This is a genomic window from Elusimicrobiota bacterium (assembly GCA_016722575.1).
Classification (GTDB): domain Bacteria; phylum Elusimicrobiota; class Elusimicrobia; order FEN-1173; family FEN-1173; genus JADKIY01.
Map to the genome: position 1 here is coordinate 93,599 of JADKIY010000002.1, position 22,261 is coordinate 115,859.

General features: G+C 62.0%; 17 protein-coding genes and 1 tRNA gene. 7 read left to right on the top strand and 11 right to left on the bottom strand.

Annotated elements, in window-relative coordinates:
- Positions 1 to 4: 4 nt before the first annotated feature.
- The 4 genes from IPP68_04015 to IPP68_04030 form a co-directional block, all read right to left on the bottom strand.
- Positions 5 to 1,471, bottom strand: a complete 1,467-nt coding sequence (locus IPP68_04015) for a response regulator (protein ID MBL0349526.1) — start codon at positions 1,469 to 1,471, stop codon at positions 5 to 7.
- On the bottom strand, positions 1,468 to 1,875 hold the full coding sequence (locus tag IPP68_04020) for a response regulator (protein MBL0349527.1): 408 nt from the start codon (positions 1,873 to 1,875) through the stop codon (positions 1,468 to 1,470). The genes IPP68_04015 and IPP68_04020 overlap by 4 nt, the downstream gene beginning before the upstream one ends.
- A gap of 7 nt (positions 1,876 to 1,882) precedes the next feature.
- Positions 1,883 to 3,058, bottom strand: coding sequence for a hypothetical protein (locus IPP68_04025; GenBank protein MBL0349528.1), 1,176 nt, complete (start codon positions 3,056 to 3,058; stop codon positions 1,883 to 1,885).
- A gap of 80 nt (positions 3,059 to 3,138) precedes the next feature.
- A complete protein-coding gene (locus IPP68_04030) occupies positions 3,139 to 3,756 on the bottom strand; it encodes a hypothetical protein (GenBank protein ID MBL0349529.1) in 618 nt (205 codons plus the stop codon).
- A 64-nt stretch (positions 3,757 to 3,820) separates the two neighbouring features.
- Here IPP68_04030 and IPP68_04035 point away from each other — a divergent pair, with 64 nt between their 5' ends.
- From IPP68_04035 to IPP68_04065, 7 genes are read left to right on the top strand one after another with little or no spacing between them, the layout of a single operon-like run.
- Entirely contained in the window at positions 3,821 to 4,696 is an 876-nt protein-coding gene (locus IPP68_04035; GenBank protein MBL0349530.1) for a UbiA family prenyltransferase, read from the top strand.
- 27 nt (positions 4,697 to 4,723) lie between these two features.
- A complete protein-coding gene (locus IPP68_04040) occupies positions 4,724 to 5,278 on the top strand; it encodes a UbiX family flavin prenyltransferase (protein ID MBL0349531.1) in 555 nt (184 codons plus the stop codon).
- A gap of 9 nt (positions 5,279 to 5,287) precedes the next feature.
- The gene (locus IPP68_04045; GenBank protein ID MBL0349532.1) at positions 5,288 to 7,036 is read left to right on the top strand and encodes a UbiD family decarboxylase; all 1,749 of its coding nucleotides are present in this window, start codon (positions 5,288 to 5,290) and stop codon (positions 7,034 to 7,036) included.
- On the top strand, positions 7,033 to 8,154 hold the full coding sequence (gene mqnE, locus IPP68_04050; protein MBL0349533.1) for an aminofutalosine synthase MqnE: 1,122 nt from the start codon (positions 7,033 to 7,035) through the stop codon (positions 8,152 to 8,154). The genes IPP68_04045 and mqnE overlap by 4 nt, the downstream gene beginning before the upstream one ends.
- Positions 8,151 to 8,924 (top strand): menaquinone biosynthesis protein, encoded by a 774-nt coding sequence (locus tag IPP68_04055; protein MBL0349534.1) that lies wholly within the window; start codon positions 8,151 to 8,153, stop codon positions 8,922 to 8,924. Before mqnE ends, IPP68_04055 begins: the two co-directional genes overlap by 4 nt.
- A complete protein-coding gene (mqnC, locus tag IPP68_04060; protein ID MBL0349535.1) occupies positions 8,917 to 10,008 on the top strand; it encodes a dehypoxanthine futalosine cyclase in 1,092 nt (363 codons plus the stop codon). Before IPP68_04055 ends, mqnC begins: the two co-directional genes overlap by 8 nt.
- A gap of 1 nt (position 10,009) precedes the next feature.
- Positions 10,010 to 10,318: a (2Fe-2S) ferredoxin domain-containing protein gene (locus IPP68_04065; GenBank protein ID MBL0349536.1), complete on the top strand. Its 309-nt coding sequence runs from the start codon at positions 10,010 to 10,012 to the stop codon at positions 10,316 to 10,318.
- 54 nt (positions 10,319 to 10,372) lie between these two features.
- Here IPP68_04065 and IPP68_04070 read toward each other — a convergent pair.
- The 7 genes from IPP68_04070 to IPP68_04100 form a co-directional block, all read right to left on the bottom strand.
- A tRNA-Gln gene (locus IPP68_04070) sits at positions 10,373 to 10,446 on the bottom strand.
- 393 nt (positions 10,447 to 10,839) lie between these two features.
- Positions 10,840 to 11,361, bottom strand: a complete 522-nt coding sequence (gene tpx / locus IPP68_04075) for a thiol peroxidase (GenBank protein MBL0349537.1) — start codon at positions 11,359 to 11,361, stop codon at positions 10,840 to 10,842.
- A 77-nt stretch (positions 11,362 to 11,438) separates the two neighbouring features.
- Complete coding sequence (locus IPP68_04080) at positions 11,439 to 11,753, bottom strand: hypothetical protein (protein ID MBL0349538.1); 315 nt, start codon at positions 11,751 to 11,753, stop codon at positions 11,439 to 11,441.
- A 23-nt stretch (positions 11,754 to 11,776) separates the two neighbouring features.
- The gene (locus tag IPP68_04085) at positions 11,777 to 13,264 is read right to left on the bottom strand and encodes a glutamate--tRNA ligase (protein ID MBL0349539.1); all 1,488 of its coding nucleotides are present in this window, start codon (positions 13,262 to 13,264) and stop codon (positions 11,777 to 11,779) included.
- Positions 13,265 to 13,267: 3 nt separating this feature from the next.
- Positions 13,268 to 14,140, bottom strand: coding sequence for an ATP phosphoribosyltransferase (locus IPP68_04090; protein ID MBL0349540.1), 873 nt, complete (start codon positions 14,138 to 14,140; stop codon positions 13,268 to 13,270).
- A 111-nt stretch (positions 14,141 to 14,251) separates the two neighbouring features.
- Positions 14,252 to 15,463, bottom strand: coding sequence for a hypothetical protein (locus IPP68_04095; protein MBL0349541.1), 1,212 nt, complete (start codon positions 15,461 to 15,463; stop codon positions 14,252 to 14,254).
- Positions 15,382 to 21,759, bottom strand: a complete 6,378-nt coding sequence (locus IPP68_04100) for a hypothetical protein (GenBank protein ID MBL0349542.1) — start codon at positions 21,757 to 21,759, stop codon at positions 15,382 to 15,384. Before IPP68_04100 ends, IPP68_04095 begins: the two co-directional genes overlap by 82 nt.
- Positions 21,760 to 22,261: the final 502 nt, after the last annotated feature.

Here is a 22,261-nt window from a genome sequence, read left to right on the forward strand (position 1 = left end):
GCCGTCACCGCGCCCGGAGATGCCGATGAACCCGCGCCACCAATTCCACGGGAGAAAACGGCTTTAAGATGTAATCGTCGGCCCCCAGGGCCAACCCCTTCACCACGTTGGATTCGTCCCCCATGGAGGTCAGCATGAGAACGGGCGTTCGCTCAAAGATCGGCTGGGCCCGCAACCGTTCGAGCAACTCGAAACCGTCCATGCCGGGCATTTTCACGTCCAAAATCATCAAGTGCGGTTGGATGGACGCCGCGCTTTGGAATGCTTCCGCGCCGTCGCTGAAACACCGGATCGAAAAGCCTTCCCGTTCCAGGCGATGGCGAACCAAGGCCACCACCAATTCGTCGTCTTCGGCCAACAGAATGGTTTTTCGCGCCACCGTGGATTGTTCCTGAAACCGGGCGAACCGGGCCGCCCCATCGGCGGTTGTCTGACGCAACACCGTGCCGGCCCGCGCCACCGCCTCTTCAATGGAAAGGTTGTCGATCAGATTGACCAAACCCGCTCGAAAAAAGATGGGCGGCGATTCCCGCCGCGTCCGCTCCAACAACGCTTGAAGCAATTCCTCGGCCCGGTCCATTCCCTGCTCCAGAAACAGGACCACGTATCGGCGTTCTTCCCAGCGCCCAACGGCGCCGCCGCCTTGAATCTGGTGTTGCAGAAGGGGACCGAGGCGATCGTCGCCGATCCCGGGGTCGCCGTCGGCTTCAATCATCGCCAGGGACCAGGGGGTTTGGAGGCCGCGCCGCAGCATTTCGGCGCGGTGATAGAGTCGGGTCAATCCGACCCGTCCCAGGAACCCTTCCACCGCGGAGTCGTTTTCGGGTTTGGCCTTCACTTTCTCATCGATGGCCTGGACCAGCGTCGGGACGGGGACCGGCTTCTGAAAGCATCGAACGGAACCGTAGGCCAGGCACTCGTTGCGCAAATCGTCGTTGACGTGGGCCGCGAGCACGAACACGGGAACGCAACTGTTCAATCCGTCCTCCCGGAGTTCGGCCAAAAAACGCCGACCGTCCTGGTCCGGAAGAAGGAGGTCCAGGACAATCAGGGCCACCTCCTCGCCGTTCAAGAGCGGCCCCGCTTCCCCGGCGCTCCGGGCGCGAAGCACCGGACGCCCGGACGACGCCAACCGGGATTCAAATTCCGTCAACCAAGCGGAATCCGGCGCCACCACCAACACCGGACAACGCCGTTGGCTTTCCAAAACGGCGTTCATGGCCGCCAACAGTTCATCCACGGGGCCTCCCACCTCCCCCGGCGGCGCGTGCTCCGCCGCCCGCGCCGCCTCCGTGATGCGCGGGAATCCGAAGGCGCTTCCCGACCCGGCGATTTTGTGGGCCAAACGCCGGAGTTCCTCCTCGTGGGTTTCCGGGGCGGCGCGCCATTTCCCCAAACCCTCTTCCAATTCCCGGCGTCGATCCCGGAGGATCTCCCGGTACAATCCCCGCATGTCGGTAAGTTCGTTCATGACGGGGAATTTCCGCTCGTCGGGGGGGCGGCCGCGTTTTTGGCCAGGGACCGCCGAATGGCGTCGAAGAGGTCCTTTTCGTCCACGATGGGCTTGGAGACGTAATCGTCGAAGCCGAAAGCGAGGAACTTTTCCCGGTCGCCCACCATGGCGTGGGCCGTGAGCGCCACGACCGGAAGAGTCCGGAGAGCCGGGTGTTCCCTTAAACGAACCAGAACTTCCACCCCGTCCATGCCGGGCAGCGAGATGTCGAGCAAAACGATGTCCGGTCGATCGGCCAAAATGGCGGCCAGGGCCTCGGGACCCGTTTCGAATTCCCGGAGGTCGAACAAATCCTCCAGAATCCCCCGCAGAAGCAGGCGATTGTCGGCGTTGTCTTCCACCACATCCAATTTGGGTCTCATGGGGCGATCAGGCGGAGTTGTCCTTGGAAACATTATCGACCGTCGGCGCCGAAACTGTCACGGCGTCGGGATCCGTCGCGTCGCCGTCCGTCGTCCCAAAAACGACCCGGAACGTCGACCCCCGTCCGACGTCGCTGTCCAATTCCAATCGGTGGCCCATGAGTTTTAAAAGCGCCGCCGAAATCGTCAGCCCCAACCCCGAACCGCCAAATTGCCGGGCCGTGGTGTTGTCGGCTTGTTGAAACGCTTCGAAAATCACCTCCCGCTTTTCCGGGGGGATTCCGATTCCGGTGTCCCGAACCTCCAATTGGACCGGCCGGGCCGTCAGCGGGTCCGCCGACACCCCGATGGTGATCGACCCTTGTTCCGTGAACTTCAAGGCGTTGTTCATCAAATTGATCAGCACCTGCTTGAATTTTCGCTCGTCCGTTCGAAAAGCGGCGAGGCGGGGCGGGAGATCGGTCAACAGACGGATTTCTTTTTTCTCCGAAATACGCGATTCCATTTCCGAAATAGTTTCCAAAACCAAAATATCGAGACCGATGTCGGACAACAACAGGGGCATTCGCCCCGCTTCGACGCGCGACAAGTCGAGGACGTCGTTGACCAGGGTCAGCAGGTGAAACCCGTTGGCTTTGATGCGCTCCAGACGGGTTAAATCGTCGGGATGCAGATTTCCGGATTTGTTTTTAAGCAGCAAATTGGCGAAGCCGATGACGGAGTTGAGCGGGGTTCTCAACTCGTGGCTCATGTTGGCCAAAAATTCGCTCTTGGCCCGGCTGGCGCGGCGCGCGGCGGCCTCGGCCGCCCGAAGCTCCCGGGTCATTTCCCGGGCCAGAAGACCGGCGCGGCGTTGGGAAGTGGCCAAGGCCCAACCGAGGCCGAACAAGGCCAAGGTGGTAAAACTTCCCCCGATCAGGATCCACAACGGCGTGTTGGAAAACAGGAGGGCCACGAAGGCCCCCGTCGCGGTTCGCGGCTGGGCCAACAAAACGCCCGACACGTTGGGCGGCAACGAGGACAGGGACATCGACCAAAAACTCAGGGTCAGGCCCAGTCCGATGATCAATATTGTCCACGGAAGCAGGCCGGCCCACCGGTTTTCATCGGGGGTCTTTTCGCGACCAGGTCCGGCCCAGAGGCCTTGCCAAAAGGAAAAAATCAGCGACGCGGTATGAGTCATAAGGATGGGCCCTCCGCGTTGACGGAGGTCCTCCCGATCACTATCGGCTGTTTGGATTAAAAGATGAGGAGGGCGGAGGGTTAAAAACGAACGCCGGCGGACCGCAGAACCGCGGCCAGGGAACGCCGTCGGTCATACACACGGGCCACGATGCCCAGAGCGGCCGCCGCGGCGATAAAATCGCCCCGGTCGTCCACGTAGACCATTCGTTCGAACGGGGTGCGGGTGATCCGGGAAACCGTCCGGTAAACCCCGGTCGCCGGCTTCATCGCCCCCAACCGGTGGGAGCCGAACCGCCAACGGGCATGGCGAAGGCGGGGATATCGCTTCATCACGTGGCGCCAGTGGATGGGGTTGATGTTGGACAATAAGGCGGTGGGATGGGTCGAAGCCAGGCGCTCCAGAAGGTCCAAATTCTTTTCCAGCGGCGTGAATATTTCGACAAAGGCCGCGCAAAATTGCCGATAGCTCATTCCGATCCCGGTTTCGCGTCGAATCCAGCGAAAAAAAGTCGCCCCGGTCATTTTCCCCCGTTCAAACGCCAACCCCCGGGGATGGTTCCATATTTTATCGACGAGTCGCCGTCCCGAGCCGCGCTCCACCCGGTCAAAATTTCGGCGGGCCCGTTCGATGCTGAAAGCGATCAAAACGTTGCCGATATCGAACACCACCAGGGGGTTTTTGTGCACGGTAACCATGGGCGCTCATTGTAACACGAAGACCGCCGGGATGTGCTAAAATAGCGCGCACATGGAGACGGTTATGGCCCCCCCCACCCGGGGAGTGGACCTGAGGGAAAGACTCTCGGCCTACGCCCGGTTCGTCAAGATCGAACACACCCTTTTTTCCCTTCCCATCCTCCTTTCGGGCACGTTGTTGGCCCGGGGAACCCTCCCCTCCTGGACGGTGACGGGACTGATCCTCTTGGCGACCCTGGGCGCCCGCACCTTGGCGTTGGCGCTCAACCGGATCATCGACGTCCAAATTGACGCTCGAAATCCGCGCACCGCCGGCCGGGAACTGGCCACCGGCGCCCTGAGCTTGTGGGACGCTTTTTTGGTCGCGCTGGCGGGGCTGTTAATTTATATTTGGGCGGCCACCAAGATCAATTCCTTTTGCCTTATTTGGAGTTGGGTGCCGGCGTTGCTTTTTCTCATTTACCCGACCCTGAAACGGTTCACCTGGCTCTGCCACTTCGGTTTGGGGGTTACCTGGGCCATGGCGCCCCTGGCGGGGTGGTTCGCCGTCAATCCCGGGTTCCCCGGAAGCGGTCCGGCCTGGATATTGGCCGTGTTCAGCTTCTTTTGGCTGGCGGGGTTCGACATCATTTACGCTACGCTGGACGAGCAGTTCGATCGCCGCGAAGGCCTTTTCTCCGTGCCCGCGCGTTTCGGAAAACAGACGGCCCTGCGGCTTTCCGCCTTGACTCATTTGATGGCCTTTGGTTCCCTGGGGCTTCTTTTTTTCTTTTGCCTCCGAGGTTCCGCGGCGGCCTTTCTTTGCCTCACCGCGGGGGTGCTCCTGTTTCTTGAACACTTGCTGGTGGATCACGTGGATCTGGCCTTTTTCAAAATCAACGTTTTGACGGGGTTCGTGGTGCTGGCCATGGTGTTTGTGGGCGTTCGGCCGGATTTTTAAATCGGCGACGACCGCCAAGGAGATTTTATGCGCATTGTGCTGGGCATGACCGGAGCCTCCGGCTCCATTTTTGCCGTTGAGTTCCTGCGCCGGGCCACGGCCGAGGAGGTTTATTTGGTCATGTCCCGTTGGGGTCGTTCGGTGCTCCATCAGGAGACCGGGCTGACCGCCGAAAACCTTTCGACTTTCGCCAAAAAGGTGTTTTCCAACGATGACATGAACGCCCCCATCGCCTCCGGCTCCAACCCCGTCGACGCCGTGGTGGTGCTCCCCTGCTCCATGGCGACCCTGGGGAAGATCGCCCACGGAATCGGCGACAATTTGATCACCCGGACCGCGGAAGTGGCTCTCAAGGAACGCCGACGACTTCTGCTTTGTCTGCGAGAAACGCCGCTGTCGACCATCGATTTGGAAAACGCCCACAAGCTTTCCTTGGCGGGGGCCGTCATCATGCCCGTTTCCCCGCCTTTTTATCAAAAGCCCGCCTCCCTCCCGGACCTCATCAACGGTTACGTCGACAAGGTCCGCGGCGTTCTGGGTTTGCCCGTCGAAGCCGGTTGGCGATCCCGCGATCTCGACTAGAGAAATGCGTTGACCGCCCCTTTTTCCGATCTGGGGTCCTTTTTGGCCCACCTGGAAGCCCAAAAGGATCTCGTTCGGGTTCGGGCCGAAGTGGATCCCCGCCTTGAAATGACGGAAATCGCCACCAGGCTGGTGAAGGCCGGGGGCCCGGCCGTTGTGTTTGAACGCGCCACGGGCTCCCCCTATCCTGTGGCGATCAATTTCATGGCCACCGCCCGACGGCTGGAATGGGCTCTGGGCCGCGCCCCCGCCCAGATCGGCGAGGAATTGGCCGCGGCGGCCGAAGATTTCGCACCGCCCACCGTCTCGGCCCTGTGGCGCCACCGGGGTTTGGTGGCTCGCGCCCTTAAAATGCGGCCCCAACGGGTCGTCGGACCGGCGGTGGTGGAATTGCCCCGCCTGGATACGTGGCCGGTTTTGACTTGTTGGCCCGAAGACGGCGGACGGTTCGTCACCCTCCCCCTGGTCATCACCAAAAGCCCGTCCAACGGCCGGCAGAATCTCGGCATGTACCGCCTGCAGGTCTACGACGAGCGCACCACCGGCATGCACATTCAAATTGAACGGGGCGGCGGCGCCCACTACGCGGAATACGAATCCCGGGGAGAATCCATGCCCGTGGCGGTGGCCCTCGGGGGCGATCCGGTCACGATCCTGGCCTCTGTCCTTCCCCTGCCGGAAAACATGGACGAACTTTCCTTCGCCGGCTTTCTCCGAAATCAGCGAACCCGGGTCTTTTCACTTTCCAACGGCCTTCAAGCCCCCGCCAACGCCGAATTCGTTTTGGAAGGGCACGTGCCTATTCACGAGCGGCGCCTGGAGGGCCCCTTCGGCGACCATTTCGGCCACTACAGCCACGCAGCGCCTTTTCCGGTTTTTTACGTTTCCAAAGTTCATCGACGCCAAAACCCGATTTATCCGGCCACGGTGGTCGGCAAGCCGCCGCAGGAGGACAAGTTCCTGGGCAACGCGGTGCAGGAAATGCTCTTGCCGCTTTTGAAAGTCATGCGTCCGGAGCTTGTGGATCTTTGGGCTTATTTTGAAGCGGGGTTCCACAACCTGGCGGTCGCGTCGGTGCGCCAACGATACCCCAAAGAAGCCGTTAAAACCGCCCTGGGCCTCATGGGGCAGGGGCAAATGTCCCTCACCAAATGCGTCGTCCTGGTGGACCCCTCCGTGAACGTGCGAAAATTCGGCGATGTCCTGGACGCGCTGCGAACCCATTTTAATCCGGCCGAGGACTGGATCCTTCTTCCCGGAACGCCCCAGGACACCTTGGATTTCACCAGCTTTAAAATGAACTTGGGAAGCAAGATGATCCTGGACGCCACGTCCCTCGGCCCCCAAAACCAACCAACGACCTCGGCGCGCCCGAGCCGGGTCGAAGTGGACGGGGTCGAATTCCCCGCCCGAAATTGGCGGGACGCCCTGTTGGTGGTGCGAACCTCGGGCCCCGGACGCCCCCTGATTGAAAAAATCCTCCGAAACCCGGCCTTTTCGGGGTACAATTTAATCGCCGCCGTCAGCGAGGACGTTCCCTTGGACGACGACGAATTGTTGCTGTGGGGCCTTTTCACGCGGTTCGATTGCGCGCGGGACGTCGTGCCCGCGTCGGTCAAGATGAACGGCGCCTGGCCGGCCTATTTAGGGCCCCTGGGGGTCGACGCGACCTGGAAATCGGGCTACCCAAAACCCCTGGTCATGAAGGAAGACATCGTCCACCGCGTGAATCGGCGCTGGAAGGAATACGGCTTATGATATTCAAGGACAAGGATCTCCCCCTTCTCTGGGACAAAGTGCGCGCGGGTCAACGCCTGACGGTGGAAGACGGACGCGTTCTCTACGCCAGCCCCGATTTGCTGGGCTTGGGGTGGATGGCCGACCAAGTCCGCCGGGGACGGCACGCCGACCGGGCCACCTTCGTTTTCAACCGGCAAATCAATCCCACCAATATTTGCCTGCTCTCCTGCAAGTTTTGCGACTACGCCTCCAAAGAAGGCTGGGACAACGCCTATGTCCTTTCCGAGAAGGAAATTCTCGACCGTTTGTCCCCCGAACTTCGCGAAGTCCACATTGTGGGAGGGCTTTACCGCCGATGGTCTTTCAACGATTACTTGAACGTTTTGCGGGTGATTCGCCGGGCGTACCCCCATATTCAACTCAAAGCCTACACCGCGGTTGAAATTGATTTCTTTGCCCGAAAAGAAAACATTTCCATCTCCGAAGTGCTTCAGCAATTGAAGAACGAAGGCCTGGTCTGCCTGCCCGGCGGCGGGGCCGAGGTCTTCAGCGAACGCGTGCGCAAACAACTCTTTCCCTTCAAAATTGGTTGGTCCAAGTGGTCCGAAGTCCACCGAACCGCGCACGGCCTGGGGATTCGATCCAACGCAACCATGCTCTACGGGCACATCGAAACCTCGGAGGAGCGTCTGGACCACCTGTTGAAGCTGCGCGCCTTGCAGGACGAAACGGGCGGGTTCCTGTCGTTCATCCCGCTGGCGTTTCAACCCGGCAACACGGGCATCGTGGAACGCCAAACCTCCGCCATCGACGACCTGAAAACCATCGCCATTTCGCGGCTCCTCCTGGACAATTTCGATCACATTAAATCCTACTGGGTCACCGTCGGCGAGGAGACCACGTCCATGGCGCTCCGGTTCGGGGCCGACGACATCGACGGGACCATTTTGGAGGAACGCATCATGCACGCGGCCAAAGCCCAAACCCCGGTCGGAATGGCCCGGGAACGCCTCCTGCGGATTATTCGGGAAGCCGGGGGCCTGCCGGTGGAGCGGGACGCTCTTTACAATGTCGTGCGCGAATACCCGCGGTCCCCGGCTTCCGCCCCGGAAATCACGGCGGTGGGGGCCCGATGATGGCCCTCCGGTATCCGGTGCGGGTCGGGGAATTGGCCTACCAAAACACCGTTCCTTTTCGTTTGGACGGCCGGTGGAACACGATGCCCTGTCTGTCGCCTCGCCTGTTGGCTCGCTGGGCGGAGGCCGGGTCCATCGACGCCGGCGTCATTCCCGTGGTGGAGGCCTGGCGTTTGGAGGCGGACTTCGAACCGGTGGGTCAATTGGGCATCGCCGCCCGAAACCGCGTCTTAAGCGTCGTTTTGTACTCCCGGAAACCCTGGACCGAATTGGACCGCGCCCGCATCGGTCTCACGGACCAAACGGCCACCTCGGCCCGGCTTCTCCATACCCTTCTCACCGTCCGGGACGGTTTTCAGACGAGTTTCCGAGACGGGTTCCGCCCGACGGACGACGCCCGGCTTTTGATCGGCGACGCGGCCCTGACGCCGGAGCCGGGGTTTCTCCGGGATTTTCCCCACGCCTTTGACTTGGCCGAAGAATGGCATCGGTGGCAGGGGACGTCCTTTGTGTTCGCCCGCTGGATGGTTCGAAAATCCACGCCCCCCTATTGGAAAGCCCTGCTGGAAGAAGCCTTGGAAGCCTCCTTGGAAGCTTTTGATCGAAACCGACAGAACATGTGCCGGCAAGCGGCCCGCGCCCTTCGCCTTCCCTTTTCCCGTCTGGACGAGTATTACGACGGCTTGGTGTATCGTTTAACGGAAAACGAGCGGCGCGGCGAGGCGTTGTTCCGCGATTTGATCGCCGGCCCGGGGACCGTGCGTGTTTGACCCGCGGCTCCTGGAAAAGAAGATCCTCCGCGGCGAGAGGCTCAACGCCGCCGACGGCCGGTGGTTGCTGACCGAGGAAGTCCCCCTTCTGGAACTCGGCGCTTGGGCCAATCACGTTCGCGAGGCGAAGAACCCCGGACGCGAGGTTTCTTTCGTCGTGGACTCAAACCCCAATTACACCAACGTGTGCGACACCGATTGCCTTTTCTGCGCTTTTTACCGCCGTCCCAAGGACGCCGACGCCTACGCTTTGACGGTGGAACAAGTCATGGCCAAGGTCCAAAACGCGGTCAACCAGGGCGCCACCACGATTCTCCTCCAGGGCGGCCACAACCGGGCTCTGCCCTTTTCGTATTACGTCGACATCGTTCGCACCATGAAGGAAAGATTCCCCGCGGTCACCCCCCACTGCTTTACGGCGTCGGAAGTTCAAACCATGGCCCAGGTGTCCGGCCTGGGCGTCGATGGCGTGTTGACGGCCCTTTGGGACGCGGGCCAGCGCACGTTGCCGGGAGGCGGGGCGGAGGTCCTCACCGAAAACGTCCGCCAAAAACTGGCGCACAAAAAAGGCGGACCGGAGAAATGGCTCGACGTGCATCGCGCCGCCCACCAAATCGGTTTTCGAAGCACCGCCACGATGATGTATGGGCACGTGGAAACGCTCGAGGACATTGTGGAGCATTGGGAGCGCATTCGCTCCTTGCAGGACGAAACGGGCGGCTTTACGGCCTTCATCCCGTGGAGTTTTAAACCCCAACACACGATGCTCGAGCGCCGCCACCCCGAGCGAACGGGGCCCGTCCCTTACTTGCGAATGTTGGCGGCCTCCCGCTTGTACTTAGACAATTTTGACCACATCCAAGCCTCCTGGTTTTCGGAAGGCAAGAAGGCCGGCCAGGCCTCGCTTTATTTCGGTGCCGACGACTTCGGCGGGACGTTGATCGATGAAAACGTCCACGCGGCCGCGGGTTTTGTGAACAAGGCTTCGACCGATGAAGTGGTGGCCCTTATCCGCGAAGCCGGTTTCCTCCCCGTCCAACGGACGACGTTGTACGACGCGTTGAAAACCTTCCATCCCAACTGACGTGCGGTCCCAACCCCCGCCGTTCCCCCAGATGGTTTACGTTTGCACCAATGCCCGAGCCGTCGGCGAACGAGTTTCCTGCGCCGCCGCGGAACGGGTCGGCGCCCAACTCAAAGACGAACTGAAGCGCCTCGTCAAAGAGCGCGGTTTAAGTGAAAAAATCCGCGTTTGCTCCTCCGGTTGCATGGACCGGTGCGAAGAGGGCCCCAACGCCGTTCTTTGCGGCTCCACGGGCACGGAATGGGTGTCGCGCCTGGCCCTTCAGGATCTCCCGGCGTTGGTGGACCGTCTCCTACAAACGCTTCCCTAAATCACCCAATAAAAAAAGGACGGTCCCGTGGGGAACCGTCCTTTTCTATTTATATGGCTGCCGGACTAGGATTCGAACCTAGACGACCAGGTTCAGAGCCTGGCAGGCTACCGTTACCTCATCCGGCAAAAATTGGGCGTTGAACGCTTTATGGGGGAGGGGCGTTTTCATCGCCGCTGGCCAGGCAAGCCTGGCGGTTTCCGGGCTAGCGCCCTCCAACCATTTCGTCGGCTCCCTCGCCTCCGTCACACGCTACCGTTACCTCCTCCGGCAAAAATTGGGCGTTGAACGCTTTATGGGGGAGGGGCGTTTTCATCGCCGCTGGCCAGGCAAGCCTGGCGGTTTCCGGGCTAGCGCCCTCCAACCATTTCGTCGGCTCCCTCGCCTCCGTCACACGCTACCGTTACCTCCTCCGGCAAAAACCTTCGAGTTTTCCGAAAGGAAAATAAAATCCCCTCCGGTAAAACCGAAGGGGATTTTATCAAATCCCGATTCCGATGAGAATCTGTGCCGAAACGGGTCTACACCCCCGCCGGTTGGCGAAGGGCGGCCAAGGCGGCTTCGTAATTCGGATGGTTCGTCATCTCCGGAACGTATTCCACGTAGGTGACGACGTCCTGGGCGTTGACCACAAACACCGCGCGAGAAAGTAGGCGTAATTCTTTAATCAGCGTGCCATAGGCCGCGCCGAAGGAAGCGTCCCGGTGGTCCGAGAGGGTTTGAAGGTTTTTGATGCCCGCCGTCTGGCAAAAGCGTCCCTGGGCGAAAGGCAGGTCCATGCTGACAACGTAGGTTTGAACGCCGGAGACCTTGGCGACGCCTTCGTTGAATTTGCGGGTTTCGGCGTCGCAAACGGGCGTGTCCAAGGAAGGAACCGCCACAATCAAGCGCGTTTTCCCGGCCGACTTGGCGAGGTTCACTTCGCTCAAATCGCCGGCCACCGCCTTAAATTCCGGCGCCTTTTGTCCGACTTTAATCTCGTTGCCGACCAGGGTCAGCGGATTTCCCTTAAAAGTGGTGCCGCCTTTGCGTTCGTTGGACATGGTGAATGCCTCCCAATGATATATGACTTATTTAGTTATATATTAATAAATCGCAAGACGCGATGCCACCCGATCCCTTACTTCAGGGACTGAAGTTCTTTTTGAATTTCGCTCCAGGCCGCTTTCATGTCGTCCACGAGGCCTTTGAGCTCGGTTTTGTTGACGGACGCCGCGGCCTTGTAGCGTTGCGCGGCCTTTTCAACGACGCGGTGGTAGGCTTCTTCGTTGACCGACTTCAATTTTTCCAGGGTTTGAAGAACATCCCCCTTCATTTTGAACATCCAGCCTTTGACCTTCGCCCGTTTCTTGGCCGCGCCCTGGCCGTAGAGAAAATACGCCCCCGCCCCGGCCGCCACCGCCATGCCCATCAACGCTTTGGTCACTTTGCCCATGTGTTCCTCCCGATTCGCCGAATTTACAGGCGCCCGTCGGCGAGCCGTTGTTTGGCGTCGGCGAGGCGTCGAAGGACCGTTTCTTTTCCCATCACTTCCAACATGTGAAATAGACTGGGGCCCTGGGTTCGTCCCGAGACGGACACCCGGAGCGGATGAAACACCGCCGCGTTTTTGACCCCCCGCCGGACGGCCAGGGCCTTGCAGGCCTCTTCGGTGGAAACCGCCGTGAAGGCCTCGAGGGTCCCGAAGGCGGTCCCAGCCTCTTCCAGCAGGGACGGAACGTCGGGTTTCTTTAATGTTTTCTCGACCGAGGCGGGATCGAATTCCACGTCCTTAAAAAAGAATTCGATGAGCCTTGGAATTTCCGTCAAATGCTTCACTTTTTCCTGCTCCAGGGCGACGGCCGCCTCAATGTCGCGGCGACGCGCCTCCTCTTGCCCCGCCAGAAATCCGGCTTGGCGGATAAAGGGCATGGCCCGATCGACGAGTTCCTTCAAGGGCAACTGGCGAATGTACTCGCCGTTCATCCAAATCAGCTTGTTCGGATCGAAAATGGCCGGGCTCTTCCCGCAACGCTCCACGGTGAACTTTTGAATCAGCTCGTCCTGGGTAAATAAATCCTGGCTGTCCTCCGTGGACCAACCCAACAGGGCAAGGTAGTTTCGGGTGGCTTCGGGCAAGTAGCCCGCGTCCCGGTATTCTTCGACCGCGGTGGCCCCGTGCCGTTTGGAGAGGCGTTGGCCGTCGGCCCCGAGGATCATCGAAAGATGGGCGAACACGGGGGGCGTCCACCCCAGGGCCTCGTACACCAACGCCTGGCGGGGGGTGTTGGAGAGATGGTCGTCCCCGCGGATCACGTGGGTGATTTCCATCAAGTGATCGTCGACGACGCAGGCGAAATTGTAGGTGGGCACCCCCGAGGTTTTGAGCAGGATGAAATCCTCGATCAACGAGTGCTCCCACTTCATGGGACCCCGAATAAGGTCGTCGAATTGAACGGGGGCGTCGTCCTGGGGGGTCTTAAACCGGACGGTGAACGGCTTTCCTTCCTTGATCAAGGCTTCCCGTTGGGCGGGCGTGATGTCCCGGAAGGGGCTGACAAATTTGGGGGGCTTTTTTAAAAGCTGCGCTTTTTCCTTGGATTTTTGAACTTCCTCGGGGGTCGCAAAGCAATAAAAGGCCTTCCCGGAAGTCACCAGCTGGTCGGCGAATTTTTTGTAATGGTCCAGCCGATGCATTTGATAATAGGGGCCGAAGGAGCCCTTGCTCTGGGTGGGGTCGGTGGCGGAGGTGGGGCCTTCGTCCCAGTCCAGTCCCATCCAGCGCATTCCGTTGAAGATCGCCTCCACCGACGCCTGGGTGGACCGGGTTTCGTCCGTGTCCTCGATGCGGAGGATGAACGTCCCCCCCGTGTGGCGGGCGAAAAGCCAGTTAAACAACGCCGTCCGCGCGCCACCGATGTGCAGAAAACCGGTGGGCGAGGGGGCGAAACGAACGCGGGGTTTCACGGTTTAGTAGATGATTTTGTTGAGAGGGTATTCGATGATCCCCTCGGCGCCGGCGCGCTTCAAGGCGGGGATGTTCTTTTTCACTTCTTTTTCGGGCATGATGACTTCCAAGGCCACCCAGCCCTTTTCCGTCAGTTGGGAGATGGTCGGTTTCCGGAGGGCCGGGAGAAGTTTCGTCACGTCGGCCAGCTTGTTTTCGGGAATGTTCATTTTGATGCCGACAAGCCCTTCGGCGGCCAGGGCGCCCTGAAGCAACATGGCCATGTTTTCGATTTTTTGGCGCTTCCAGGGATCCGCCCAGGCTTTTTCGTTGCAAATGAAGCGGGTGGAGGAGGTGAGCAATTCCTCGACGATTCGAAGGCGGTTGGCCCGCAAGGAAGAGCCGGTTTCGGTGAGCTCCACGATCGCGTCGACGAAGCGTCCGGCCTTGGCTTCCGTGGCGCCCCAGGAAAATTCGACCTTGGCGTCCACGTTGTTTTTGGTCAAGTAGCTCTTGACGATGTTGACGACTTCGGTGGCGATGCGTTTGCCTTGGAGGTCTTTGACGGACTTGATGGGCGAATCTTCGGGAACGCAGAGCACCCAGCGAACCGGCCGAAAACCCGACTTGGCGTAGAGCAGTTCGCAAACTTCCTTCACCTGGGCGCCGGACTCCATAATCCAGTCTTTGCCGGTCAATCCCGCGTCAAAGACCCCGTCCTCGACGTAGGTCGCCATTTCCTGGGAACGGACGAGCATGATTTCCAATTCGTCGTCGTCCGAGGTCGGAAAATACGAGCGTTCGGAGGCGTTGACCCGAATGCCCGCTTTCTTGAAAAGTTCAATGGTGGATTCCTGCAGGCTGCCCTTGGGCATGCCCAGTTTCAATTTAGTCATGGCGGCTCCCGAAATGTGGTGTGAACCTTATGTTAGCAAATATCCCTCCTCCGAAAAGCAGCGGTCCCTCCCCCCCCATTGGGGAGGAGGGACCGCGCGGAAGGGGTTCGGCTAGGCCGATTGGAGAACGCGCAACGCCTTTCGCAGGTCGTCGGCTTGAGGCAAAGGGGCCGCGACCACGGTCCCGGCCAACAACAGAACGATGAGGATCTTGATTTTATCGCCTCCCGACACCCAGCGGGTCGTGTCGGTCACGGGGGTGTGAAGGAAGACTTCGTCCAATTGACGGTATTCCAAGGCCGACAAGCCCCGCTCCAAGACCGCCGAGAGAACCACCCGGGGAGAAGCCTCCCGGGCGACGTCAAAGGGGTCCGCCAACCCGCTCTCGGTGAGTTTGGTGAGTTGGACGAAACGCAAGCGGGGATGGGCCGGATCAATGCCCAAAGCTCGAAGCTGTCGCCGGACGGCTCCCAGGTGCTGGGGATTTCGAACCAAAAGAATCGCGGGACCGCGCTCCGCCTCGGTCCGGGTTCGGAGGATTTGGAGAACCGATTCCCGGAACTCGCCTTTTTTTAGCCCCCCCAACAGGTTGACCACCGCCACGCCGCCTTGGTTTTGCGCGGCGTCCGGCCGAAGGGCCGGGACCAACGCCGCCACGGCGGATTGGATTTCGGGCGTTACGGGGACCCCTCGCTGGCGTAAAAGCGCCAAGAAACGGGGAACCGCCGATTCCCCCGGTCCGCCCGGCGTCTTTGAAAAGGCCGCCAAGAGGGCCAAGGCCGTCCCCACGTGGTCCAAAGCCGGGGCGGTCGCCCCACCCCCGGGGGCCCGGTCATCGATTTTCAAATGGAAACCGTCGGTCGGGGCGGGTTCCTCGGACAACAACGACTCCACCCCCGCCTTGGTGACCACGCCCTGGGGATTGAGCGAAGCGCGGGTCGATTCCGCGGGCGTCCAGATCAGACGCCCCTCGTGTTCGATCAACAACCACCGGGTTTTTTCTCGATAGAAGGACGCGCGTTGCACGCCCTCCCGATGGCCGTTCAACGCCACCCGGTCGGACTTGATCGTCGGAAAAACAAAGGCTTCTTGGGCCGTCAGCCGCACCGGCGTCGAATCCATCGTCCGGCCGGGACCGGTCCCCACATAGGCCGATTGAACATAACCCTCCACCGCCCCGACGCGGACGTGGGCCCAATGGGCCTCCCGCGAAAGAACCTCCACGCTCAAACCCGCGGGGATCACCGTTCGTATTTTCCCTTGACGTCCGGCCGTCTCCCGGAGCAATACGGGGCCGCCGTAACGGGACGCGATGCGTCCCACTTCCGGCGCTCCTCGGGGCGTCCGAGACCGGCCGGCAAGGCCAATTCCCCGGCCATTCGCAAGTTCGAGAGGACGGCCGATTGGACCTCCGGAAACCGGCTCTGCGACCCGGGGATCGCGAGAAAAACGCCGATCATCAGGGCGAAGACGGTCAGTTTCAACGCCCGACTCACATAGCCGCGAAGAGCCGGCGCCCAGGAACGCCACGAAAACGTTCGGCCCGCCGACGTTTCCGCGGAAGAACCGATGGCGGCCGCCTCCGAAGGGGACGCCTCCGCGGAAGCGGTCGGGGTTTCCAAGCGGGAAGGGGCCGACGGTCGCGCCGCGGGTTCCTCGACGACCTTGACGCCCGGGGATGAATTGGACGGGCCCGCGTTCTTGCGGGGGGCCCGGGGACGCGCCCGTTGGGACGGTTTGGGCGCCGGGATCGGGGCCCCAAAAACTTCGCGAACAACGCCCGCCGGCAGAGGCGGGTGCGGTTGCTGGGTCGTCGACGTTTTGGCTTCGCTGGAGGTCTGACCAATGACAAAGTTCAGGGGCCGAATGTTGGCCAGGCCTTCGGCCACGTTCAAGGCCAGGGCCATGCCGGCGGTGTCCCGGGCGCCCGCGTCCTGGAAATATTCCTGGAGGGTCAACAAATCGGCGTCCGTTCCCGCCGGGTTGTCGTCCGCCATGGCCAAAGAGACGTAGCCTTCCGTAAAGGCGGCGTTGGCTTCCGCGATCGGTTTGTGGCCGATGCCCATGCGCCACGCGTGGCCGGGGCCGTTGGGGCTTCCGCCCAACTGCTTGAAATTCATCGCCGTCGCGCTTTCGCTCACCCGGGATTCGTTTTGCAGGTAAAGCGTGCCGCGGACGTTGGTGTTGGGCGCTTCCTCGTGGGTCATGCGGCCGAGCGAAGACTCGTTCACGGAGTAGAGGCCCATCCAGCCGAAGCGCAGGTTGAGCATCCGCCGCCAGCGAGCGGCGCTCAATCGGGCGTTGGCGTGCAGCGGATCCACAACCACCAAAACGCGTCCCAGGAACCGGTCCCACAACAACCGCCCCTGGGCTTTCCGCAACCCCAGCATGAACGCGGCGGAGAAAAACACGTAGCTCGCCGCGTTGAGGAGCGTGACCGGGGAGGCGTCCACGGGCAACGGCAGGACGCCCAACGCCATCCCCCAAGGCTTATACCCCAGGGCGGTGCCGGCGGCGTCCAACGCCAAAACCGTCACGTCGCCCAAAAAGATCCCCGCGCTGGCGAGGACGCACGCGCCGAGAAGGGCCAGAAACGGGTGCCACCGAAGGCGCGATTTCCAGGCCCCCACGCCGAGAGCCGCAACGCCGAACAAACCCGCCAAAAGGGGCAAGCCCCCCGCGAAAACGAACGCGCTGTTGGGAAACCAACCCAGCAGCACGCTGGCCGGGGTGGCGTGCAATTCGAGGGTCCCCAATACAAACAGGGCCGTGGCGGCGGCGGTCCACAGATTCTCCAGGAGGGCCTGCCGAAGCTTTTTCCCCAGGGCTTCGATCTGGCGGGGAACGTCGTTGACTTCTCCCCGGCTGTTAACGTGAGGGTTCCCGTCCTCGTCCAACCCGACGATCCGACGGTCCAATTCATCGCCGTTATCGATCATCTTTCGAATCAACGACACGGTTTTGGCGGTCAACCGGGATCCGGCCCAACTCCGTTGAGACGCCAGACGCCGGGCCACCAAAAGCGCCACTTCTTTCAGAAGGCGTTCGGCCGCCTTGTGGGTCACCGTGGCCGCTTCGGCCGGGTGAAAGGGATCCAACGGCGCCGGGAACGTCACGAAGTTGCGCTCCTTGAAGGGTTCCCCATCCCCCAGGCCCTGCCCCAGCAATTCCTCGGTGTAGGGATTGTCCATGTGGGAAGAAACCAGGAAATGGGGCGGCGTGGCTCCGCCGTCCCCCCCGTTCGTTTCGGTCAACGCCCGCCAGGCTTCAAACAGATTTTCCAAGGTGTAAAAGGTGTTCGCGGTCTGTCCCGAGCTGGCCAAACCCAAGACCAGGGTGTGCTCGTTGAATCCCCGGTCCCGCAAACGAATCAAATCCTCGCGGGTAAAATCCGCCCCGTAGACCGTTTCCGTGCGAAGCCGCCGACCCGCCAAGGACGATATTTTTTCCAGCAATTCGCCGAAGGTCTTTCCTTCGTCGAAGCTTTTTTCCGTTCCCACGATGACCAGATCCAACCCGGCGTCGTTGGGGTCGCGCGCGAGCAGCCGTTCCAGCAGTTGGTCGGCAAAGGCCCGTCCGGTTTTGGCGTTGTCCGATGATCGCTTTTGGAAATCGGCCGCAATGGCCTTTTCGACTTTCGGCACCCGGTTGAAATCGTCCCGGACCCGGGTTTCGGGGGCGTCGCCGTCTTCCGAAATGGCGGGGACCCGGCGGCTTTTCCGCAGGTCGAGCCACCGCCGATGGGCGAACACGCCGGCCGGATCGGTCAAATCGAATTCCGCCACGCGACCCTTCGTCGCGTGGTCGATCGTCAAGCGCGTTCCGGACAGAAAAGCGACTTCGCCGTTGGCCAGGGTCAACCGGTGCGCGAAGGGGCTGTCGCCGCTTTGACTTCCCAGAAAAGCGGTCGATTCGCTGCTGCCGGCCACGCTCCGCCCATCGTCCGAAATCCACAAATAAAACGGCTGGTTGGAACGGGCCCAAAGGGCGCTCTCCGGCTCCGACAGGGAAGACGCCATGAGGCCGTAGGTCGAGGTCGTATCGGCCCGGCGGACGAGGTGGAGGCCGGCCCGGCGCAAATCGCCGGTGAAAAAATATTTCAGGAACAAATCGGCCAATTGTCGCGCGGTCGCCTCGCGCGTTCCGGGGTCCGCGTCCCGACACCATTCAAAACCGCTCAACACCGCGTGGGTGTGTTCGGCCAGCCGATCCCGGAGGCCCTCCAGGGCCGATCCCGGGACCAACGTCGCCGTTTCCTCCAACGTCAAACCGTCGATCCCGGCCGCGGAAGGCCCGCCGGCCCGCGCGTAGAGATCTTCGAGGGATTTGGCTTCCGGAAAACGAGCGAGCAGCGACGCCACGTCTTTCCCGAAGGTTTCCAACGCGTGGATTTGCATGGCGCCCGCGACGGCGGCGGCGGTGGGAACCCGTCCCCAAGCCGCCTCGTCGAATTTCTTTTCCGATCCCCGGGGCAAAGCGCTCAGCCCCGTCATCAAAAGCGCCAAGGACAAGGCGCTCCGAACGGACCCTTGGGTGATCCAACGGTCCAAGCGCGTCGCGATTTGCGGCGAGTCCCCTTTGCCCGACGGACGAAACCCCGTTAAACGTTCGCTGATCAACGCGTCGTCGTCGTTGGATATTTCCATTACGCGCCCGTCGGGCCAGCGAACGGCCACGGTCGCGTTGTCGTCCCCGTTGTGGGCGATGGCCACGCCCCGGGGGGCGGAAACGTTTTTTATTTCCCCGGGCCCGGCCGGTTTTTCCCAGGATCGTTCGTAGGCGTCGTGGCGGTTCCGGTCGCCCACGAACAGAATGGTTTCCGTGCGGGATTCGCCCATATGCGGGTGCGCGTTCTGGGCCACCGGCGGGGCCAGGTTGGTCCCGTAGCGGGTGTGGGCGATGGAGACGATCTTGCTTAAGCCGCCGAACCCGTCCTTGTCCGCGGCGGCGCCGAGCCGGTCGCGACTCTGGGCCATGAGCGCGGCCAACGGCGCCCGCCGGTTCTTCTCCTTGGCCGTTTTTTCGACTCGAAATCCGATTTCAATGTGGCCGTTTTCCCGGGCCACCACCGAGGCCACGCCCCCGGATTGACCGCCCCGGTGGAGCGTTCGACGCGTGGCTTTGTCCAAGAGGTTGGACAAGGCCGTCGGCATCGCCCGAGCGCCGGGGTTCGGACCGCCGAAAACCACGCCGATCACGCCGCAGTGGAGCGCGACGGCGCGTCCACGCCAAAACGCCGCAAAATCGGACCACGAAGCGGCCGCCAACAGGCCGTTGACCGCCGAAAAGGACCACAGGGCCAAATCGCCCACCGGGGGAAACGCGTGAGCGACGGCGGCGGTTCCGGCCGCGGCGGCGGCGAGTAAACTGAAAACGGGGCCCAGGACCGCGGCCCACCGGAGACGCGCCGCCGACACGGTTGACGCCACCGCCAACGTGGGGGCCAAGCCGCCCAAAACAGACCACGAGAGCCTCACGCCCGGAACCAGCGTCGACCACCCTTGGGGGTCGTACGCGGTCAACCGCGCGGCCCAAACCCGCGGAGCCCAGCCTTCCAGCCCCCACAGGTGTCCCCATCCGTGCCAAAGCGTTCCCCATTTCCAGAAACCGCGGAGACCAACGCCTCCCAAAACCGCCAGGGCCAATCCACCGCCCCAGGACATTCCCGACAGGGAAACCGCGCCGACCGAAACCAGGACGCCGAAGGCCACGGTCTCGGGCAACAACCCCAGAGCCCATCGGCCCACCACCCGAAGACGTTGCAGGGAAAACGGCGCGCGCCGTTGCACCGGAGAGACCTCGCCGGTCACGACGGTGTCCTGCGACTGAAGATTCAATCGGCCGTTGACGCCGGATTCTTCCAGCGGGGAGTCCCCGCTGGCGTCGTCCCGAAAACCGGGAACCACTTTGATGTCGGCCTCCACGCCGCCCACCGACACCCGGGCCTCCCGGCGTTCCTCCTGAAATTTCACCCCGCGCACCGGGATGCCTTGGTTCTCCGCCCAATCTTCAAAACCGGCGGCCCTTTCCTGAACGCCCAACTGCCAGGCGCCGCGCCCCAACCCCGCCCACCGCTCGGCCATGGCCCCCAAACCGGGCTCGTCCAAGGGACGATCCGCCAACGCCGACGGCGGCGCCAAATCCAATTTTTGGCCCATCAGAAGCCGTTCCAACGGGGTCCGTTCAACGGTGAACGCATCGACGGAGGAGGAGGCCGCGTTCCATTGTCCGATGGTCGGCGTCAGCACCGCCGTCGCGGTTCCGCGGGCTTTAAACGCTTCCACCAACCCCGCGGAATGAAACCCCCCCGCCACCAAGGCGACGGTGTCGGCCCCCGCGGCTTTCGCCCGGGCCAGCAAATTGTCGGCCAAAGCCCCGTTTCTCTTCTCGGCCGTTTCGTAAAAAGCAAACCCGGGACGCAAATCGTCCCTCCAGGCCTGGGCGTCGGTTTGGGGCCAGGTGCCGGTGAGCGCCGACAGACGGGTTTCCAGGGTCTCGAAGGCGGACCGGCGACGCCGGGTCGCCGACCAATCGGACGCGGTCAATTCGAGCGCGGCCAGCCGCCGAAGAGTCCGCAGATCGGCGCTCAATTCCAAAACGTTTCTCTCCGTCGACGACCGGGCCAATGCGGCGGTCGTCCGGTATCGAAGCGACTCCATTTGATCGTACAAAAGAGTCGGGGAAATGGTTTCGGCCAGGCCGACCGCTTCGGTGTATTTGGCCAGGGACGGAAATCCCCCCCAAGGAATTCGATGACGAGCCGCCAACGCCCGCCACCCTCCGTAATAATGGGCCGCGGAAAGGCGTCCCAACCGGAAGGCGGCCGTGTTATCCAACAATCGCGCGGTCTCTTCCGAGGTCAACAGGGGCACCAGCCGCTCCAGAGCCCGGGAACGATCGGCTTCCACCGCGGGTCGCGGCGAATCCTTTTCCAGCGCCACGACCCGGAGGAGTTTGGCCACTTCGGAAGGCAACGGGCCGGGAGCCGATTTTCCCAAGGCGGCGGCGAAATCGACGACGGATTCCCCGGCGCGATCGTAGCGATCCAGCGCGTCGTCCCATTCCCGGGCTTCCGGCGTTAAAAATCGGTCCCGCAAAGCGTCCACGTCCCGGGCCCAGCGGTCCACCCTTTCCAGAACCGCGCCGCGGCGGGCCGCGCTCTCCCGCAACGCGGCGACGTTGGCCAGGTATTCCTCCGGCGCCTCCACCCCCCAAAGCGACGGTTCCGCGGCGGAAACCACGCCGAAATGTTCGGCGCCGTTCAAAACGCCCCCCCGCACCAGGCAACCGGCCACGGCGTCCCGCTCGCGAACGTCGGTCCAGCGACGGAGGGCGCCGAGTCGAAAGGGCCCCGCCGCGCCTTCCACCCCGACCAGCAGGGAGCGCGCCCCGGCCTGCAGCCGGGCCAAAATCAAAGAAATATTCAACTGCGCCGACGGAACACGGTGCGCGTCCTGGATGAGAATCACGAGAGGCGCCGCGGTCGAGGGCCGTTGGATCGATTCCAGCCGGCCCAGCGAAGCGGGCAGTTGGGACAAGGACGCCGGGGCGCGGTCGGCCGCGGGGGCGGTAAAAAGCGTTGAAAAGTCCGTGGGGACGGTGGCGGGCAACTGGGCCATCAAGGCGTTCGCGGAAGGGGGAGCGGCGGGAGAAGCCCCCCGACGTCGTTCCTCCCAAAAACCGGCCTCCACCCAAGGGGCCAAGACGAATTGCGAGGAAAAAACGAAAGCCACTCCGAGACCGATCCCGCGGAACCATGGTCCGGGGCGGCGTGAAACGGCGTATGAAATGGTCATGGGGCTGCCTCCAATAAAAAAGACGTCCCGCGCGATTTTTACGCGCAAGACGTCTTCGTCTGTCGCCGGCGGTGACGGCCGCTCGGCGTTCGAATCGGAGCCCCGTTCCCCCTCCGACCCTAAAAAAAAATCCCGCGGACGTTGAAAAGGTCTCGCGGGACATCGCTGTCTATGAACACAACTTTGTGTTGTTGCTATTATAGCACGATCCCGTCGGAAGTCAAGCGCCTTTTCACCGTCGGCCTTTTGTTGTCCTCCGACCCGCCATGTGTTAAAGTTCTTTTTTGCCAGGAGGCCCCATGACCCACCGTCGAAATGCCCGCCC

Coding starts and splice junctions, on each gene's coding strand:
- IPP68_04015 (MBL0349526.1), bottom strand. CDS start 1,471: ATGAACGAACTTACCGACATGCGGGGATTGTACCGGGAGATCCTCCGG.
- IPP68_04020 (MBL0349527.1), bottom strand. CDS start 1,875: ATGAGACCCAAATTGGATGTGGTGGAAGACAACGCCGACAATCGCCTG.
- IPP68_04025 (MBL0349528.1), bottom strand. CDS start 3,058: ATGACTCATACCGCGTCGCTGATTTTTTCCTTTTGGCAAGGCCTCTGG.
- IPP68_04030 (MBL0349529.1), bottom strand. CDS start 3,756: ATGGTTACCGTGCACAAAAACCCCCTGGTGGTGTTCGATATCGGCAAC.
- IPP68_04035 (MBL0349530.1), top strand. CDS start 3,821: ATGGCCCCCCCCACCCGGGGAGTGGACCTGAGGGAAAGACTCTCGGCC.
- IPP68_04040 (MBL0349531.1), top strand. CDS start 4,724: ATGCGCATTGTGCTGGGCATGACCGGAGCCTCCGGCTCCATTTTTGCC.
- mqnE (MBL0349533.1), top strand. CDS start 7,033: ATGATATTCAAGGACAAGGATCTCCCCCTTCTCTGGGACAAAGTGCGC.
- IPP68_04055 (MBL0349534.1), top strand. CDS start 8,151: ATGATGGCCCTCCGGTATCCGGTGCGGGTCGGGGAATTGGCCTACCAA.
- tpx (MBL0349537.1), bottom strand. CDS start 11,361: ATGTCCAACGAACGCAAAGGCGGCACCACTTTTAAGGGAAATCCGCTG.
- IPP68_04080 (MBL0349538.1), bottom strand. CDS start 11,753: ATGGGCAAAGTGACCAAAGCGTTGATGGGCATGGCGGTGGCGGCCGGG.
- IPP68_04090 (MBL0349540.1), bottom strand. CDS start 14,140: ATGACTAAATTGAAACTGGGCATGCCCAAGGGCAGCCTGCAGGAATCC.
- IPP68_04100 (MBL0349542.1), bottom strand. CDS start 21,759: ATGGCCCAGTTGCCCGCCACCGTCCCCACGGACTTTTCAACGCTTTTT.